At 69.4% G+C, this 18407-nt stretch carries 17 protein-coding genes; 14 read left to right on the top strand and 3 right to left on the bottom strand.

The window, feature by feature from the left end:
• Window positions 1-10: 10 nt before the first annotated feature.
• Window positions 11-2026, bottom strand: a complete 2016-nt coding sequence (locus BKA15_RS23940; RefSeq protein ID WP_179755049.1) for a PhoX family protein — start codon at window positions 2024-2026, stop codon at window positions 11-13.
• A 181-nt stretch (window positions 2027-2207) separates the two neighbouring features.
• On the opposite strand from BKA15_RS23940, the gene BKA15_RS23945 reads away from it, so the two are divergent.
• From BKA15_RS23945 to BKA15_RS23980, 8 genes are all read left to right on the top strand, one after another.
• Window positions 2208-2717, top strand: a complete 510-nt coding sequence (locus BKA15_RS23945; RefSeq protein ID WP_179755051.1) for a MarR family winged helix-turn-helix transcriptional regulator — start codon at window positions 2208-2210, stop codon at window positions 2715-2717.
• A gap of 47 nt (window positions 2718-2764) precedes the next feature.
• Entirely contained in the window at window positions 2765-4303 is a 1539-nt protein-coding gene (locus BKA15_RS23950; protein WP_179755053.1) for an NCS2 family permease, read from the top strand.
• Window positions 4304-4806: 503 nt separating this feature from the next.
• On the top strand, window positions 4807-6192 hold the full coding sequence (locus tag BKA15_RS23955; protein WP_246322414.1) for an MFS transporter: 1386 nt from the start codon (window positions 4807-4809) through the stop codon (window positions 6190-6192).
• Between the two features lie 86 nt (window positions 6193-6278).
• On the top strand, window positions 6279-7067 hold the full coding sequence (locus BKA15_RS23960; RefSeq protein ID WP_179755055.1) for a C39 family peptidase: 789 nt from the start codon (window positions 6279-6281) through the stop codon (window positions 7065-7067).
• A 53-nt stretch (window positions 7068-7120) separates the two neighbouring features.
• A complete protein-coding gene (locus BKA15_RS23965; protein ID WP_179755058.1) occupies window positions 7121-7639 on the top strand; it encodes a sigma-70 family RNA polymerase sigma factor in 519 nt (172 codons plus the stop codon).
• A complete protein-coding gene (locus BKA15_RS23970; protein WP_179755061.1) occupies window positions 7636-8328 on the top strand; it encodes a zf-HC2 domain-containing protein in 693 nt (230 codons plus the stop codon). The genes BKA15_RS23965 and BKA15_RS23970 overlap by 4 nt, the downstream gene beginning before the upstream one ends.
• 73 nt (window positions 8329-8401) lie before the next feature.
• Window positions 8402-8857 (top strand): hypothetical protein, encoded by a 456-nt coding sequence (locus BKA15_RS23975; protein WP_179755063.1) that lies wholly within the window; start codon window positions 8402-8404, stop codon window positions 8855-8857.
• On the top strand, window positions 8847-9527 hold the full coding sequence (locus tag BKA15_RS23980; protein ID WP_179755065.1) for a cytochrome b/b6 domain-containing protein: 681 nt from the start codon (window positions 8847-8849) through the stop codon (window positions 9525-9527). Before BKA15_RS23975 ends, BKA15_RS23980 begins: the two co-directional genes overlap by 11 nt.
• Before the next feature lie 112 nt (window positions 9528-9639).
• Here the strand turns inward: BKA15_RS23980 and BKA15_RS23985 are convergent, their stop codons facing one another.
• Window positions 9640-10128 (bottom strand): nitroreductase/quinone reductase family protein, encoded by a 489-nt coding sequence (locus tag BKA15_RS23985; protein ID WP_179755067.1) that lies wholly within the window; start codon window positions 10126-10128, stop codon window positions 9640-9642.
• 103 nt (window positions 10129-10231) lie between these two features.
• On the opposite strand from BKA15_RS23985, the gene BKA15_RS23990 reads away from it, so the two are divergent.
• From BKA15_RS23990 to BKA15_RS24000, 3 genes are read left to right on the top strand one after another with little or no spacing between them, the layout of a single operon-like run.
• Window positions 10232-10810: a TetR/AcrR family transcriptional regulator gene (locus BKA15_RS23990; protein ID WP_179755069.1), complete on the top strand. Its 579-nt coding sequence runs from the start codon at window positions 10232-10234 to the stop codon at window positions 10808-10810.
• Entirely contained in the window at window positions 10807-11583 is a 777-nt protein-coding gene (locus tag BKA15_RS23995) for a CDP-alcohol phosphatidyltransferase family protein (protein WP_179755071.1), read from the top strand. Before BKA15_RS23990 ends, BKA15_RS23995 begins: the two co-directional genes overlap by 4 nt.
• A gap of 5 nt (window positions 11584-11588) precedes the next feature.
• On the top strand, window positions 11589-14828 hold the full coding sequence (locus BKA15_RS24000; RefSeq protein WP_179755073.1) for a GH92 family glycosyl hydrolase: 3240 nt from the start codon (window positions 11589-11591) through the stop codon (window positions 14826-14828).
• A gap of 33 nt (window positions 14829-14861) precedes the next feature.
• Here the strand turns inward: BKA15_RS24000 and BKA15_RS24005 are convergent, their stop codons facing one another.
• Entirely contained in the window at window positions 14862-15521 is a 660-nt protein-coding gene (locus tag BKA15_RS24005) for a TetR/AcrR family transcriptional regulator (RefSeq protein WP_179755075.1), read from the bottom strand.
• Window positions 15522-15607: 86 nt separating this feature from the next.
• Here BKA15_RS24005 and BKA15_RS24010 point away from each other — a divergent pair, with 86 nt between their 5' ends.
• The 3 genes from BKA15_RS24010 to BKA15_RS24020 all read left to right on the top strand — a co-directional run bounded on the left by BKA15_RS24010 (window position 15608) and on the right by BKA15_RS24020 (window position 18386).
• On the top strand, window positions 15608-16696 hold the full coding sequence (locus tag BKA15_RS24010) for an AF_0692 family protein (RefSeq protein ID WP_218871551.1): 1089 nt from the start codon (window positions 15608-15610) through the stop codon (window positions 16694-16696).
• An 86-nt stretch (window positions 16697-16782) separates the two neighbouring features.
• Window positions 16783-17439, top strand: coding sequence for a type IV toxin-antitoxin system AbiEi family antitoxin domain-containing protein (locus tag BKA15_RS24015; protein WP_179755077.1), 657 nt, complete (start codon window positions 16783-16785; stop codon window positions 17437-17439).
• Window positions 17436-18386, top strand: a complete 951-nt coding sequence (locus BKA15_RS24020) for a nucleotidyl transferase AbiEii/AbiGii toxin family protein (protein ID WP_179755079.1) — start codon at window positions 17436-17438, stop codon at window positions 18384-18386. Before BKA15_RS24015 ends, BKA15_RS24020 begins: the two co-directional genes overlap by 4 nt.
• Window positions 18387-18407: the final 21 nt, after the last annotated feature.

The following is an 18407-nucleotide window of genomic DNA, read 5'->3' on the forward strand; positions in this document are numbered from 1 at the left end:
GCCGGTCGGGTCAGGCGCGGGTGACCTGGACGACCGAGGGGCGCGGGCCCCGCCAGTCGCCGCGGTCCGGGCGCGAGCCCTCCGGCACGTAGTCCGGGAAGAAGGACTGCTGCTCCTCCCAGGAGCCGTCCTCGCCCGGGTGCTGGACGGCCACGAACACCGAGCCGTCGAGGTCATGGATCACCGGGCCGCACGTCTCCGCTCCGCTCGGCACGGCGAGGAACTGGACCAGATGGCCACGCTCCCTACCTTGCACCGGCACCCGGTAGAGGGCGTCACTCTTGCCGATTCCGCTCGGCGCCCCGTCGGTGGAGATCCACAGGTTGCCCGCGGAGTCGAACGCGACGTTGTCCGGTGACGAGATCGGAGCGACCGGACCGTCCCAGCCGCCGAAGTAGGTTCCCGACTCCTCCGGGTCGCCACAGACCAGGAACAGGTTCCAATCGAACGTCGTCGCGTTGGCCGCGTTCTTGTGCTCGGTGATCTCGATGATGTGACCGTTCTTGTTCTGCGGCCGCGGGTTCGGCGCGTCGGTCCCCGGCTTGCCGTCGGTGCCGCGCTGCGAGTTGTTCGTGCAGGCCACGTACACCTTGCCGGTCCGCGGGTTCGGCTCGACGTCCTCGGGCCGGTCCATCGGGGTCGCCTTCATCTTGTCGGCGGCCAGCCGCGTGAACACCAGCACCTCTTCGATGCTCATGTCGGGCACCATCGACTTGCCGTTCTGGGTCAGCGGGATCCAGACGCCACGGCCGAGGTTGGCATTGTCAGGCTTCTGCTGGCCGCTGAACCGGGCCACGTAGAGGTCGCCCTCGGTCAGCAGGGTCAGGTTGTGCCGGCGGGCAGCGGCCGAGTCGCCCTTGCGGTACTTCTTCTTGGCGACGAACTTGTACAGGTAGTCGAACCGCTCATCGTCGCCCATGTAGGCCACCACGGTGCCGTCGTCGTCCACCCGGACGTTCGCGCCCTCGTGCTTCATCCGGCCCATCGCGGTGTGCTTCCGGGGCGTCGAGGTCGGATCCATGGGGTCGATCTCGACGATGTAGCCGAACCGGTGGGGCTCGTTCACGTAGTCGGGGTTGGTGGCGTCGAACCGGGGGTCGACCTTCTCGAACCCGTACACGCTGCTGCCGGTGAGACCGTACCGGGCGTTCTCCGGTACGGCCGGATCGGCCTTGAAGTAGCCGTTGAAGTTCTCCTCGCCGGAGAGCACCGTGCCCCAGGGGGTGGTGCCACCGGCGCAGTTGTTGACCGTGCCGTACACCTTCTTGCCGGACGGGTCGGCGGCGGTCTTCAGCAGGTCCGTCCCGGCCGCCGGGCCGGTCAGGGAGAACAGCGAATACGCGGTGATCCGACGGTTCTTCTCGCCGCCGCGGACGTACTTCCACGGCTTCCCCTTGCCGCGGCGACGCAGCTCGACTACGGCGAAACCGTGCGCGGCCATCAGGGTCCGGATCACCTCGAGTTCCTGGGCCTCGTTGTCGGTCGGCGGGAACATGATGTCGCGGTTGGTGTACTCGTGGTTGCAGACCAGCAGGGCCTCACGGCCGGCGCGGTCGGTCACCATGATGTCCAGGTAGTCGTTGTTGTAGCCGAACTGCAGCTCCTGCGCTTCGGCGTTCGGGTGTTCCGGATCGAAGGCCGGAGAGTTGTGGAACAGCGGGTCGCCCCAGCGGATGATCGGCGTCCACTCATATCCCGGCGGCACCGTGAGCGCGTCCTTCGCCGCGTCCACCGGAGCGATCGGCTGGAACGAGAGCGGGCCACGGATCGTCGACTCGCCCGGCGCGCGGCGGCCCTCGGTGGCGGCCGCGAGCTGCGGTACCAGAGCGGGCGCTGCAGCCGTGGCGGCGAGAGCGCCACCCCCGATCAGCACGGCCCGCCGGCTCAGTTGTCCGCGCGCGATCTCGGCGAAGGTCGGCTCGGTGCTGGTGTTCGGCGGCGGGCTGGCGCAGGCGCTGTCACACTTCAGGTGACAGGTCACCGCGCTCCGGTTGCCATGGGTGTGGCCCAGCATGGGCAGGTTCATGTGCACTCCCGAGAATGTCTGACCGGTGTGAGTCCGGTCGGGGTCTGGACAGCGCGAGCCTCTCCCTCGCCTGTGAACGTGCCAGCACGGTTAGGCGACGAGCAGATGAACTCCCGGGCGGGTCGTCACTCCGAGCCCCCGCGCTGAAACGGGTGCGACGGCGGTGGCAGGATGGACCGCTATGTCGCGGCGCCGCGGTCTCACCGAGACCGACAACTACCAGCAGGTGGTGCAGTCCTACGTCGCGGCCGGCGGTGACGAGCAGGTCCAGCAGGTGATCACCGCGGTGCACCGGCTGTCCCGGCGGCTGAACCAGTCCTACGACCGGCAGCTGGCCGACCTCGACGTGTCGACGGGGGAGTGGGCGGTGCTGGCCGAACTGGCCCGGGCGAACGGCGAGGCGCTGACGCCGAGCCGGCTGGCCGAAGCCGCGGGCGTCGCGCCGTCCTCGATGACGCACCGGCTGGACGGCATGGTGCAGCGCGGTCTGGTCACCAGGGAAGGGGATCCGGGCAACCGGACCCGGGTCCTGGTCCGGCTGGCCGAGCCCGGCTGGCAGCTGTTCACGACCTCGATCCAGCAGGCCAACGTGGTCGAGTCCGAGGTGCTGTCCGCGCTCACCCCGGCCCAGCTGCGCGACCTGGCCGGACTGCTGGAACGCCTGCTGGCCAACCTCGACAGCCTGAAATAGCGGGTACGCCGGGCGCGGCACCGGGGTCGTCGGCAAGAATGCCCTCCATGGTTACGAAGTCGCCCAAGGCTGCTCCGCCCACCGGACCGGACGATCGACCGATCGGCGCGCTGGACAACTACTTCCAGATCAGCGCCCGCGGCTCGACCGTGGGCCGGGAGATCCGCGGCGGCATCGTCACCTTCTTCACGATGTCGTACATCCTGGCGTTGAATCCGTTGATCATCGGGACGAAGCCGGACGGCTCCGGGAACCTGCTCGGCGGGCTGCCGTACCTGGACCAGGCGGGCGCGGTGATCGACGCCAACGTCAATCAGGCCACGACGATGGTGGCCGCCGCGACGGCCCTGATCGCCGGGTTGATGACGATCGCGATGGGCGTCTTCGGCCGGTTCCCGATCGGCATCGCGACCGGCCTCGGGCTGAACGCGCTGCTGGCCGTGGTGATCGCGCCGCAGATGACCTGGCCGCAGGCGATGGGGCTGATCCTGATCGAGGGCATCCTGATCGCGATCTTGGTCCTGACCGGCTTCCGGACCGCGGTGTTCCGGGCCGTGCCGCGATCACTGCGGACCGGCATCTCGGTCGGCATCGGCCTGTTCATCTGCTTCGTCGGCCTGGTCGACGGCGGCATCGTCCGCAAGCCCGAGGGGGCGCCGCCGGTCGAACTCGGCATCAACGGTTCGCTGATCGGCTGGCCGATGCTGGTCTTCGTGATCGGCCTGTTCGGCGTCGCGATCCTGTACGCGAAGCGGGTCAAGGGCGCCATGCTGATCTCCATCCTCGGCGCCACCGTGATCGCCCTGGTGATCGAACTGATCGGACAGATCGGCGGCAAGACCGACGACAACCCGGCCGGCTGGGTGCTGAACAAGCCCGAGTTCACCGGTGCGCTGTCGGTACCGAATCTGGGGTTGATCGGCCAGGTCGACCCGTTCGGCGCGTTCGGGGCCGCGTTCGCCGAGGGCTTCAAGATCAACATCTTCGTACCGCTGCTGCTGTTGGTGTTCGCGCTGCTGCTGGCCGACTTCTTCGACACCATGGGCACCGTTGTCGCGGTCGGCGCCGAGGGCAACCTGCTGGACCGTCGCGGCAACCCGCCGTACCTGTCCCGGATCCTGTTCGTCGACTCGGTCGCCGCCGCGGCCGGCGGCGTCGGCTCGGTCTCCTCCAACACCTCCTACATCGAGTCCGCGGCCGGCGTCGGCGAGGGCGCCCGGACCGGCCTGGCCTCGGTGGTCACCGGCGTCGGCTTCCTGCTCGCGATGTTCTTCGCGCCGTTGATCAACCTGGTCCCGTCGGAGGCGGCCACGCCGGCCCTGGTCTTCGTCGGCTTCCTCATGATCAGCCAGGTGGTCAAGGTGGACTGGACCGACATCGAGGAAGGCCTGCCGGCGTTCCTGACCATGGTGCTGATGCCGTTCACGTTCTCGATCACCATCGGGATCGGCGCCGGCTTCATCATGTACACGGTGCTGAAGCTGGTCCGCGGGAAGGCCCGCAAGGTCCATCCGGTGATGTACGTCGTCGCGGGCGCTTTCGTCATCTACTTCATCCAGGGGCTGCTGGTCCAGGCCGTCGGCTGACTCGGGACCCGTGGAGGAATAACAGCACGCACCGCCGCGCGACGCGAATCGTGGAGGACCAGCGGTACCCGCCGGTCTTGTGGCGTCGCGATTGCCGCCGCGCGCACGGTGGCGAGTTGCGCGCCACCACAGGCACGGCGTGCCCCGCGGCCCGGCGGCCCCACCCTCGAGTCTGCCCAATGCGCCGAGTGTGAGGTTATGCACGTACGAAATCGATTTCCAACGGCCGTAACGCCACACTCGATTGGCGTCCTTGTCGGCCACTGCGACATCTTCGGCGTCGCGCCGTGGATCGCCGGGAAGTCCAGGCTCCGCCGGCTTGCGCCACACCGGAATGACTCACTTGTGCCCTTCAAGATCAACTTCCGTCAGCTGATCAGACCTGCCTGAACTTATCGGCGATCCCAATGACGATGGTTTGCAGTTGTAATTAGTGTTGCTAACGAATATTCTGGAGGAGGCGCGGGGAATCTGAAGTTGATCATGGACAGGGTGGCTGGAGTTTGAGTCTGGATACGGGACCGAAGCGAACGGGCCTCTCGGCCGACACCGATCACGAGGCCACCGCTCCCGTACCCGTATCCACCGAGACCGCCGAACCGCCCGCGCCCGCCGCAGCCGAGAAGCCGGATCGCACCGGCATGTTCGCCGCTCTGCAGCTGCCGAACTACCGGATCTTCCTCGGTGGATCGTTCATCTCCAACATCGGCACCTGGATGCAGCGGGTCGCCCAGGACTGGCTGGTCCTCGAGCTGTCCGGCGGCTCCGGTCTCGCGGTCGGCATCACCACGGCCCTGCAGTTCCTGCCGATGCTGCTGCTGTCCCCGTACGGCGGACTGCTCGCCGACCGCTTCGACAAGCGGACCATCCTGCGGATCACTCAGGCCTGGATGGCGCTCGCCGCGGCGGCACTCGGCCTGCTGGCGGTCACCGGCACCGCGGTCACCTGGCACGTCTACCTGATCGCGTTCCTGTTCGGCCTCGGCACCGCGATCGACAACCCGTCCCGGCAGGCCTTCGTCAACGAAGTGGTCGGGTCGAAGCACCTGGCCAACGCGATCGGGCTCAACTCGGCCACGTTCCACGCCAGCCGGATCGTCGGCCCGGCGCTGGCCGGTCTGGTGATCGCGGTGTTCGGCAGCGGCTGGGCGATCCTGTCCAACGCCGTCACGTACGCCGCCTTCATCGCCGCCCTCGGTCTGGTCGATCCGGCCAGGCTGCAGATCACCCAGCGGCCGCCGCGGGCGAAGCGGCAGATCCGCGAGGGCTTCTCCTACGTCCTCGGCAACCCGGAGATCCTGCTCGTCATGTGCGTGGCGTTCTTCGTCGGCACGTTCGGCATGAACTTCCAGATGACCTCGGCCCTGATGGCGCAGCAGGAGTTCCACAAGGGCGCCCAGGAGTACGGCATCCTCGGCACGATCATGGCCGTCGGCTCGCTCACCGGGGCCCTGCTCGCGGCCCGCCGCCGGACCGCGCCGCGCGGCCGGTTCATCGTCAAGATGGCGATCCTGTTCGGCCTGATTCTGATCATCACCGGACTGATGCCGAGCTACCTCACGTACGCGCTGATCCTGCCGATCACCGGCTTCGTCGCGCTGCTGACGATGACCGCCTCCAACGCGGCGATCCAGCTCAGTGTCGATCCGCAGCTGCGCGGCCGGGTGATGGCCCTCTACGCGATGGTGATGATGGGCGGAACCCCGATCGGCGCGCCGATCCTGGGCTGGCTGGGCGAGCTGTTCGGGCCGCGCTGGACCCTGCTGGCCGGCGGCGGGCTGACCGTCCTCGGCGTCGCCCTGTCGGCGCTGATCCTGGCCCGGCGGCAGCAGATCAGAATCGTGCCGGTGCTCAGCCCGCGGCCGCACTTCGAGCTCCGTGACCGCTGACAATCCGGCCGTGTGAACATCTTCCGCACGACAAGCAATCGAGGTTAATGTCAGACACGTCCGATACCGCTTGTCGAGGAGGACCCATGTCTCTGCGGACCCCAACCCCACTCAATCGCCGGCGCCTGCTCGGGCTCGCCGCCGGCCTGGCTCCGGTCGCCGTGCTCGGCGCGCCGGCTGTCGCGGCCGCGGCTCCACGCGGCACCGAACCACTCGTCAGCACCCGGGCCGTCCGGGACGCCGACTTCCGTCCGGCCACTGCGCGCGAGGTCGAGGAGGCCCGGCAGGTCGCCTCGCCCACGATCAGTCGCACCGATCCCGCTCAGGTACGGCGAGCGGTCGCGGCCCAGCTCGAGGACGCCGCCGCGGACGGCAACGTCGTCGTCGAGATCGACTTCCAGTACCAGGAGACCGGCTACTGGTGCGGCCCGGCCGCGACCCGGCACGCCCTGTCCGCGCGCGGCGTGAATGTGTCCCAGCAGCAGATGGCCAACGAGCTGCCGACCACCACCAACGGCACCGACTGGATCGGCCAGGTGACCCGGGTGCTGACGAACTACGTCGGCTGGTACGAGACCAAGGAGATGCCGAACGACCCGCCGACCCAGGCCCAGCGGGACCTGCTCTGGCGGGACGTCATGCTCGACCTCGACAAGGGGTACGCCCTGGTCGCCAACATCGTCGCGCCGGCCAGCAACCACCCGCCGGGCTACCCGAACTACACGATCTGGCACTACTTCACCGTGATCGGCTACAACCCCGGCAACCAGGACGTGCTGATCGCCGACTCGGCCGGGTTCGCCCCGACCGCGACGTACTGGCTCACCTTCAACCAACTGGCCACCTTGATCCCGCCGAAGGGCTACAGCGCCTGACCCCGTGAAGGTCGGCGGTTGAACCGGGCCGCCGTCGGTTCCGTGTTGGAAGGGTGGACCTTCCACGCGCGGACGAGGCACTGCTGCGCGATCTGTTCGATCGACACGCGGCGGCCCTGCTGCGGTATCTGCTGCCGCTCACCGACGGTGACCGGGGCCGCGCCGAGGACCTGGTCCAGGAGACGCTGCTGCGCGCCTGGCGACATCCCGAGGTGCTGGCCCGGCGCGGCCCGATCCGGCCCTGGCTCTACACCGTGGCGCGAAATCTCGCCGTCGACGCGCATCGGGCCCGCTCGGCGCGGCCGCGCGAGGTATCCGACGCGGCCCTGGTGACGATGCCCGATCCGACCGCGGACCTGGACCGGACGGTGCTGGGCTGGGCGATCGCCGAGGTGCTGGCCGCCCTGCGTCCGGAGCATCGGCAGGTGTTGATCGAGACCTACTTCCGGGCCCACACGGTGGCCGAGGCGGCCGCGATCCTGAAGATCCCGCCGGGCACGGTGAAGTCCCGCACCTACTACGCGCTGCGGGCCTTCCGGCTGCTCTGCGAGGAACGAGGGCTGTTGCCGTGAACTGCGACCAGGCCAGGCTGAGCCTCGGTGCCTACCTGTTCGGCGCGATCGATCGGGCCGAAGGTGTCGAGGTCGAGGAACACGTACGGGACTGCCCGGCCTGTCGGGCCGAGCTCGCCGATCTGGCCGAACTGCCGCCGCTGCTGGACCGGCTGACCCCGGCCGACGTCGAGCGGCTGGAGCACGGCTTCGCGGGCGAGGATCCCGGCGCGCAGACCGTGACCGAGCTGCGGCCCTCACCGGACCTGCTGGACCGCTTGCTCGCCGCGGCCTCCCGGCGGCACCGCTGGCGGCGGCTGCTGGTCTCGGTCGCCGTCGCGGCCGCAGTGCTGACGGCCGCGCTCGGTGGCGGCTCGATGATCTTGAGCCTGATCCGGCCGGCGCCGCCGGACCAGGTCGTCGTGCTGACCGGGGCCGACCCCGGCACGCAGGTGCACGGCCAGGCGCGGCTCACCGCACGACCCTGGGGTACGTCGATCACGGTGGACATCGCCGGGCTGCCGGCGGGCACCGAGTGCAGCCTGGTCGCGGTCGCCGCCGACGGGCGCCGCCAGTCGCTCGGCGCCTGGGAGGCCGACTACTCCGGCACCGCGGACGTCACCGTGGCCACCAGCTACTCGCTGTCCGAGATCGCGTCCCTGGTGATCAACGACCGTGATCACGAACCGCTGCTCCGGCTCCGGCGGTGAACCGTACCGGCCCGGGATCCGTGACAGGGAAGGACGGACGGCGGCACCGTGCCGCCGCCGCAGAGGAGTGATCATGTCCACCGAACTCTCCCTCACCCGCCAGGTGGTGCTCAGGGTCAGCGCGCTCCTGGCCGGGGTCGTGCTGGCCGGCTGCGGCCCGCTGTATGCCCAGCCCGGAGCCGGTACGGACTCGGGCGCCACGCTGGCGATCACCGAGCCGGGCGACAACGCCTCGGTGACGCAACCGTTCACGCTCAAGGTCGAATCGAGCGAGGAGCTCGGCCCGCCCGAGTCGGGCCGGCACCACGTCCACCTGTCCTTCGACGGCAACGCCGACGACTACACCGTCGAGCCGGACGGCGAGATGATCATCGATCAACTGGCTCCCGGCCGGCACACGATCAAGGTCACCCTGCAGCATGCCGATCACTCGTCGGCCGGCGCGGAGGACGAGATCACCGTCACCGTGACCGACGGTGCCGCACCGCCGACGGAACAGGATCAGGGTTCCGACGGCTATGGCTACTGATCACCGGTCCCGCCTCCCCGTCGCAACGGTCGAACGCAACCGGCGCGGCACCCGGTGGCTGCACGCCGGGATCTACGTCAGCACGCTGTTCCTGCTGGCGACCGGCGGTTGGCTGTGGCTCGGCCGGGAAGGTGATCCGACCGTCCTGGCCGCGATCACCGGGGTGCCCGACATCGACCTGCACAAGATCATCGGCGTGCTGCTGGCCGGGCTCGGCCTGGTCGGCGCCGGCTACTGGCTGCGGCGGATCGGCGGCTTCCTGCGCGAGACGTTCCGCTGGGACGCCGGTGATCTTCGCTGGCTGGCGCGCTGGCCGGTCGCCGTGTTCACCGGACGGTTCCGCCGCCACGAAGGGGACTTCGACCCCGGCCAGCGGCTGGCCAACCTGATCCTCGTCGGCGGGCTGTTGATCTTGGTGCTGAGCGGGCTCGGGTTGATCATGGTGCGCGGCGGTCCGCTGTTCGTCGTCCTGCACTGGCTGCATCTGGTGGTCACCTTCCCGGTCGCCGCCATGATCATCGGGCACGTACTGATCGCGTCCGGGGTGTTGCCGGGCTACCGCGGTGCCTGGCGTGCGATGCACCTGGGCGGGCGGCTGCCGCGCACGGTCGCCCGCCGGCTCTGGCCGGCCTGGCTGGAGCGCCACGACCAAGGCCACAACGTTCCCTGAGCCTGTCGAAGGGCAGGGCCACATCCGGCTTGGCCCTTCGACAGGCTCGGGGCGCGAAGGTTGGGCCGGGCTCAGGGTGGGAGGTTGGCCGGGCTCAGGGTGCGGAGGGGCGTCAGCCGGCGGGATGCAGGGCGATGAACTTCGCTCCGCGTTCCCGCGCGGCGTCGAACTGATCGCGCCGCGGCAGTCCGGCCTCGTCGAGCTCGATCTGCTGGAACCGGCGCAGCACCGGGTTGGGCGGCAGCAGGGCGACGGCGATCTCCCAGGCCCGGTCCGGATCCTCCGCGACTTCGGGCGTGGTGGTGATCCGGCGGCCGTGGTGCTGCACCTCGACCGGGCCGCCGCCACGCAGATTCCGTACCCAGGTGCCCCCGGAGACGAGCAGGATCTGTCCCTCGTGATCGGTGTAGGCCAACGGCACGGCATACCGGGCTCCGCTCTTCCGTCCGGTCACGTACAGCAGCGTGAGCCGGCCGCTCATCAACCCGTGCAGTGGCGAGTTGAGGATGCCGCGCATCATCCGGTTGATCACTCGCTGCCGGCCAACGCTGTTGTCCCGGATCGGTGCCGTCGACGGCTGGGCGGTACTGGTTCGGGGCACGACTGCCTCCTCGCTCAAAGTTCAATCATTTGATTGAATCCAGCCTAGGGACCTGGCTGGCTAGGATCAAGCAGTTGATCGAAACGACGGTGAGAGGTGCGTCATGCCGAGGGTCGACCGCCGCGAACAGATCTCCGCGGCCGTGTTCGCCGGCATCGCCGAGCACGGCCTGGAAGGGCTCCGGACCAGGGACGTCGCTGCCCGGGCAGGTGTCAACATCGCGACCGTGCACTACTACTTCGCCACCAAGGAGGACCTGATCACGGCCGCGTACCAGCTGCTCCAGCAGCGGTTCGGCGCGTCCCTGCCGGAGTCGGGCAGCCCGGCCGAGCGGCTGGCCGGTCATCTCACCGGCGTCCTGGAGCTGCTGATCGGCGACGCCGAACTGCGCCGTGTGCTGGCCGAGCTCGCGCTGCGGGCCGACCGGGATCCGCGGCTGGCCGCCGACATCGCCGCTGCCGAGAACGCCTGGCTGGCCAACCTCCGGGACCTGGTCACGGCCGGCACGGAACAGGGGTGTTGGGCGGTCGAGGTCGATCCGGACGCGTTCGCGGTCACCTGCGTCGCGCTGCTCAAGGGCACCTGCATGCCGACCCTGCTGACCACTCGGGCCGGCGAACTGCGGCGCGCGGTCGATCAGTTGCTGTCCTGGCTCACCGGGCGCGCGACACTGACGACATGACCTCACCGGTGCCTGAACTCGCGGTACCCGAGCTCTCAGCGCGCGGCGGCGGCTGGCGGCTCGAGGTGTACGGCGCGGTCGGACTCCAACTGTCCATGCTGCTTGCGGTGCAGCAGCTGGTCGGGCTGACCGTCGCCGGGTGGGTGGCCGCGGTCGGCTACCTGTTCGCGCTCAGCCTGGCTGTCGCGGCCGGACCCTGGCGGCCGGTGCCGGCCCGTGCCGCGGACCCGTCGATCGGCCCGGCGAACCTGATCACGCTGGCCCGGTCGCTGCTGGTCGGTGCGGTGATCGCCCTGGTCGTCAGTGGATTCTCGGGCGGCTGGCAGGACGGCCAGCGGGCGCTGGCGGTGGGCCTCTCGGTGGTCGGGGTGATCTTGGACGGCGTCGACGGCCGGGTGGCCCGGCGAACCCGGACCAGCTCGGCCTTCGGGGCCCGCTTCGACATCGAGATCGACTCCGTGCTGGCGCTGGCGCTGGCGATCGGACTGGCCCGCGAGCTGACCCCGCTGGCACTGGTGCTCGGGCTGGCCCGCTACCTGTACCTGGCCGGTGCCCGGATCTGGCCGTGGCTCAACCTGCCGCTGCCGACCCGGCTGTCCCGCAAGATCATCGGCCTGCTCGGCACCGTCGCGTTGATCATCGCGACGGCCCGGTTCGGCCCGCCGGCGTTCGGTATCGGCGTCGTCGCCGCCGGCACTGCTGCCGTGGTGTATTCGTTCGGCCGGGACATCGTCGCCCAGTTCCGGCTGCGAAAGGGCGCCGACGTAGTGTGACGCCCATGCCGGCATCGTCACCGACCACCGCAGACCTGACGCTCACCCCGGGCACCGGACCGATCGCGCCGCCGAGTTCCAAGCCGGGCGCCGGGCTCTTCGCCCCCACCGCCACCGGGTTCGAGACCAGCACCGACGGCCGGGCCCGTGCGCTCGTCGCCGAGCCGGACCGGGTGATCACGGCGGGCGACCGGCTCCGCTACGCGATCTTCAGCCCGTACGATCCGGACGCCGGCACCGTCGAGGACGGCTGCGCCGCGACCGCGGTCGGCCTCGAGTTGATCATGGACGACGGTACGGTGATCGGCGGCGAGGGTCTGGTCGATGATCACGGCGTGCCGATCGACCCGCTGGCGCAGTACGCGGACCGTACCTCGTTTCCGGACCAGTGGAACCATAAGAGCGTCGACCTGACCGCGCTGGCCGGTCGTCGAGTGGCCGGGATCGCCTTGCTCGTGGACGTTTCCGGGCTGCCGACCCCGGGCCGCCGAACCGTCCGCGGCTGGTTCGAGCTGATCGGGATCGGGCCGGCCGAGCCGGGCGCGGAGGGCCGGCGGCCGGCCGACTTCGTCCGCACCACCCGGGGCACCCACGCCAGCGGCGGCTACTCCCGCGGCAACAACGCGCCGTTGACGGCGGTGCCGCACGGCTTCCACTTCGTCACCCCGATCACCGACGCCCGGACGTTCCGCTGGATCTACTCCTGGCACCAGCACAACAACGCCGACAACCGACCGGAGCTTCAGGGTCTGGCCTTGTCGCACATTCCCAGCCCGTGGATCGGCGACCGGACGACGTTCCAGGTCTGCCCGTGGGGGAGTGCCGACCGGCCCGAGCTCGACCCGGCCGCGCGCGGGCTGGAATTCGATCATGCCGACGAGACCGACCGGGCGCACTACTACTGCGTGACCACCCGGTCCGGGATCCGGGCCGAGGTGGCGCCGACCGACCACGCGGTGATCATGCGGTTCACGTTCTCCGGGCCGGATGCGGCGTTGATCTTCGACCAGTCCGATGATCATGGCGGGCTGCGGCTCGCGACCGACCCGGAGACCGGCCGGGGCATCGTCACCGGCTACGCCGACGGCGGATCGCAGCGGGCCGGCGCGACGCCTCGGATGTTCGTCTACGGCGAGCTGGACGCGCCCGTCGTCGATCATGGTCCGCTGGACCAGCCGGACCACACCGGCGTCGGCGGCTACCTCCGGGTCCGACCCGGCGCCGACGCCACCGTGGTGCTGCGGCTGGCCAGCTCGTTCATCGGGCTGGACCAGGCCAAGCGGAATCTCGCCGCCGAGCTCGGCCCGGACCAGACCGTGGAGTCGGTGGCCGAGCGAGCCGAGCAGACCTGGAACGAACTGCTGGGCAAGATCACCGTCGGCGGCGCCACCGAGGATCAGTTGATCACCGTCTACTCGAACCTGTACCGGCTGTTCCTCTACCCGAACACGATGAGCGAGAACGTGGGGACCGAGGACGCGCCGAGGCCGGCCTACGCCAGCCCGTTCCGGGTCGACGGGCCGGACACCGAGGAGCACACCGGCCGGGCCGTGCTGGACGGGGAATGTTCGGCGAACAACGGGTTCTGGGACACGTACCGGACCTGTTGGACGGCCCTCGGCCTGTTCGAGCCGGAGCGGACCGGCCGGCTGCTGGACGGGTTCGTCCAGCACTATCGTGACGGCGGCTGGACCGCCCGCTGGTCCGCGCCCGGCTACGCCGACTGCATGGTCGGCACCAGTTCCGACATCGTGCTGGCCGACGCGTACGTCAACGGCGTGCCCGGCTTCGACGTCGCCGACGGCTACGACTCCGCGCTGCGCAACGCGACCGTACCGGCCGACGAGCCGGTGGTCGGGCGGTACGGGCTGGAGAAGTCGATCTTCGCCGGCTACACCTCGACCGCGATCGACGAGGGCCTGTCCTGGACCCTGGAGGGCGCGATCAACGACTACGGCCTCGCGGTCTGGTCGGCGGCCCTGGCCGAACGGGCGGCGGCGGACGACCCGCGCCGCGAGGAGTACCGGGCGAACGCGCGCTACTTCGCCTCCCGCGCGGCCTGGTACGTGAACCTGTTCGACGAGCGGACCGGCTTCTTCGTCGGCCGTGATGATCATGGTGCCTTCCGGGTCGGGCCGGACGGCTACGACCCGCGGCAGTGGGGCGGCGACTACACCGAGACCAACGGCTGGGGGATGGCGTTCACGGTGCCGCAGGACGGCGCCGGGCTGGCCGCGTTGCACGGCGGCCAAGATCAACTCCGGGAACGACTGGACGCGTTCTTCGCCACCGACGAGACCGGCGCCGAGGGCGTCAAGGGCGCCTACGGGCACGTGATCCACGAGATGACCGAGGCCCGCAACATCCGGCTCGGCATGCTTGCCCTGTCCAACCAGCCGGCCCACCACATCCCGTACTTCTATCTGCATGCGGGCGCCTCGGAGCGGACCCAGCAGCTGGTCCGGGAGTGCGTCCGGCGGCTGTTCGTCGGCTCCGAGATCGGCCAGGGCTACCCGGGTGACGAGGACAACGGGGAGATGTCCGCCTGGTACCTCTTCTCCGCCTTCGGCCTCTACCCGCTCTCCCTGGCCAGCGGCGAACTGGTGCTGACCGCGCCGACCTTCGCCGAGGTACGGATCGAGCTCGACCAAGATCGGGAACTGGTGATCATCGCCCATGATCAACATCCCGACCACCACTACATCCAGTCGGTGCTGATCGACGGCGAGCCGTGGACCTCGGTCGCCGTCCCGTACCGGAAGGTCGCCGACGGTGCGACGATCGAGTTCTTCCTCGGCCCGGAGCCGTCGGACTGGGGCGCCGACAGCGCGCCGGCCTCGCTGACACCTGCCGGCGAACGCCCGCGTCCGCTGGTCGACCTGACCCGCCCGGACGGCCCGGTCGCGGCGAGCACCGGCGACGGCGCCGCCGCGGTCGACGACACCTCGGCCACCGCGATCACGCTGCCGCCCGGCGGCTGGGTCGAGTACACGCTGGAGGATCCGGCGGTGTTCGAGCTCTACACGATCACCGCCTCACCCGGTGAGATGAGCGGTTGGGTGCTGGAGGGCAGCGACGACGGCGAGACCTGGCAGCCGATCGACGAGCGGACCGGCGAGGAGTTCGGTTGGCAGCGCCAGACCCGGCCGTTCCGGCCCGGCCGCCCCGGCGCCCACCGTCGCGTCCGCCTCCGGGTCGCCGATGATCATCCTTCGACCCTGCAGCAGTGGGAGCTGCTGGTCTGACGGCCTGGCCGAAGGGCACACCTCGGTCGGGCGTCAATCGTGGCGGCGCGTGGCGAGGTCGACCGCGGTCGCCAGCTCTTCGGCGTAGTGCGGCAGGTCGACGTCCGGATGATCCAGCAGCCGGGTCAGGCCTTCGAGGGTTCGCTGGACCATGGCCGCGATCACCAGCGGGTCGAAGGAGCGGAACTCGCCCTGCTCCTGGCCTCGCCGCAGCAGCCCGTGCAGGTGGCTCATCACCTGGCCCTGCGGGTCGGCCTGGTGGGCGGCCGGGCTGTCCGGATCGTCGTGCACGGCGGCGAAGATCGACTGCAGGGCACGCAGCCGGGACCGGTGATCATCGACGTAGGCGACGACGCCGGTGATGTAGGCGCGCAGCTCCGCGGCCGCCGAAGCCGGCGGATCCAGGCCTTCGCCGTCCGCGGGCCGGCCGATCGGGCGGCTGGCCGGGTCGACGCTCCGCCGGGCCAGCAGGAACGCATCGATCGACCGGTACACGTCGTCGAGGACGGCCTGCATCAGGGCGGTCTTGCTGTCGAAGTGGTACGAGATCAGCCGGGTGCTGCTCAGCCCGCCGCGCGCGGCGATCCGCGCGAAGGTGGTCCGGGCATAGCCGAGCTCGGCCACGGTCTCGATCGTGGCCTCGATGATCTGGGCCCGCCGCGCCGCGGCCGCGGCCGATCGGTTCGTCGACACTCCCGTACCCCCTGTCTTGCGTCACCGCTGTCCCGCAACCTACAGTCTTACTCAGTCAAGTAATAATCGGCTGCGGACGGAGCGACGTGACGGATTCGGTGATCGATCGGCGACGGCGGGGCAGGGCGGCCTGGCTGCTGCTCCTGCTCGCGCCGCTCTGTGCCGAACTGGCGTTCTCGGCGGTGAGCATGCCGATCATGTGGCTCGCGTTCCCGTTCCTGATTCCGATGTACGGGCTGGGCGTGCTGGTGATCCGGGAGTTGGTCATCCGGTCCGGCGGCGGGTGGCCGAGCCTGCTGCTGATGGGCTTGGTCTACGAGCTCGCCGAGGACGGGCTCGGGCTGCAGGCGCTGACCAGCCCGGTGCTGTACAACGCGGCCGAGTGGGGACCTCGGGTGCTCGGGCTCAACCTGACCTACTGGGAGTCCCAGGTCGGCTACCACCTCACGTTCAGTGTGCTGATCCCGGTCATGATCACCAACCTGGTCTTCCCGGAGCTGCGGGCTGAGCCCTACCTGCGGCGACGGGGCTTGATCATCTCCGGGATCGCCGCAGCGCTCGGCATCGCGATGCTCAAGATCGTCTTCACCTCGACGACCGATCCCGGGTATCTGGCGCCGCTGCCGTTCCTGGTGGGGCTGGTGGCGGTGATGGGCGTCCTGTCCTTCGTCGCGCTGCGGATCCTGCCGCGGCGCTGGCCGGCCGCGGCACCGCCCGTGGCCGACCGTGGCGGCACCGGGCCACCGGTCCCCCCGCCGCCGGTCGCCGCGCTGATCGCCGCCGCGGCGACGTTGATCTTCCTCGGCCTGCTGATGCCGGGGGACCCGATGCAGGGGCCCGCGATCGGCGAAGGGAGCTTCGTCCTGCTGCCGATGACCGTCGCCGCCGCGGTCGCGATCACGGTGGCGGTCCTGATCGTGCGCTGGCACAACGCGGGGATGTCCGACCGGCACCGGATCTGGCTCGCCGGCGGTGCGCTGGTGGCGCACACCCTGTTCCCGATCGTGACGACGATCCTGCACCCGGTGGACCAGCTGACCACCACGGTCGCGCTCACGGCCGGTCCGGCCATGATCGTCGTGACCGTGCTGCTGCTGGCCCGGCTCGCCGCCGTGACCGGCCGTCGCTCCGGCCAGCTTTCTCCCGCCGACCGGTCACAACCGCTGCGGTTTTGACGTTGTGTCGCGCACTTGTGACGGGTCAGCAGGGTCTTTCAAATCCGGGAGTGCTGCATATCTATCAATAGTGATAGGTTTGCAGCATGTCGCGCAGGACTGCCTTGGCTCAACTCGGCGACCTGGCCGCCGAGCAGTGGGGGATGGTGACGACGGCACAGGCTCGGCGCGCCGGGGTGAGCAGCTTGGACCTGGCACGACTGGCGAGTGACGGCATCCTTGCCCCGGTCAGCGGTGCGGCACGGGTGTATCGGGTGACCAGCACGCCTGAAAGCCCGGATCTGGATCCGCTGCGGGCGGCCTGGCTTCAACTCGGTGGCGGTCGAAGCTGGGAAGAACGGAGCCTCGACATGGACGCGGTCGTCAGTCATCGCTCGGCCGCACACCTTCGCGGGTTTGGCGATCTGATCCCGGAGGTTCACGAGTTCTACGTCGTGCGACGTCGGCAACTTCGCCGCACGGATCTGCTGCTGCGTGTACGTCCGGCGATATCCCGAAGCGACTGGGAGTTCGTGGACGGGATGCCAGCGAGCCGGCCGGAGCAGATGGTCGCCGATCTTCTTGCCGATCACGAAGACGAGTCAGCCGTGGCACAGATCGTTCACGACGCCCATCGTGCCGGCCTACTCACGCCGAGTCAGTTGACGGAGGTCGTGGCACCGCACGCGAGGCGGTACGGTCATCGAACGGGAGCCGACCTGGCGACCATGCTGCTGGCCGGCGCAGAAGGCGTGGAATCGTGAGTTCCAAGGGTGACCAGCCAGCGACGGTATCGGACGGTTTTCAGTACTCGACTGCCACCGCCTTCCATCGTGCGTTGCTCGATCGGTTCAAGGCGATCGCCAAGTCGGACCCGCGCTACAGCGTGAACCAGTTGCAGCGCCACTTCGCCTACGACCGAGTCCTGGCCCGGTGTTTCACGGCCCCAGACGCCGACCTTTGGGTACTCAAAGGCGCGGGTGCGCTCCTGTCGCGCCTCCAGCACGCTCGCCACAGCCGGGACCTCGATCTCTACTATGCGGATTCTGATCATGGAGTCGAGCACGCGGCAGCGGCGCTGCGTGCTGCGCTCGATCGTGATATCGGGGACAGGTTCAATTTCTCGGTCAGCCGCATCGTGCCCTTGCTCGAAGAGGCCAAGGGGTGTCGGGTGCACCTTGCCGCGATGCTCGGTCGGAAGGAGTTCTCGGTTTTCCACGTGGACGTCGTCGTGACGACTGCGATGACGCTGGCCGCCGAACGTGCCGCTCCGCTGACTCCCGTTCAGATCGACGGACTCGTACGACCCGATTACCGGGTGTTCCCGATCGTTGATCACCTCGCCGACAAGCTCTGTGCCATGGTCAGTACGCATGTCCAACAGGGCCGGGTCAATGCAAGCAGTCGGGTGAAGGATCTTGTGGACATCGCCTTGATCGCACGATCACACCGCATGGCGGGTGTTCAGTTGCGCCGGGCGATCGTTACGGGTTTCGCCTTTCGCGGCATGACCATGCCCGCGCGGTTCCAGGTTCCAGACCCGGTCGCTTGGCGTGCGGGATACCCGAAGTCGGCGGCTTCCGCTCCGGCTCCCGTACCCAGTTACGAAGACGCGGTCGATCTTGCAACGCGACTCCTCGATCCCGTCCTGGCCGGCCGTGTCGAAGGCACCTGGGAGCCCGAAGCCCGTCAGTGGCGGGATGCGAAATGACCTGCGTCGGGTTGCCTGACG

The organism is Microlunatus parietis, assembly GCF_013407955.1.
GTDB classification, from domain to species: Bacteria; Actinomycetota; Actinomycetes; order Propionibacteriales; family Propionibacteriaceae; genus Microlunatus; species Microlunatus parietis.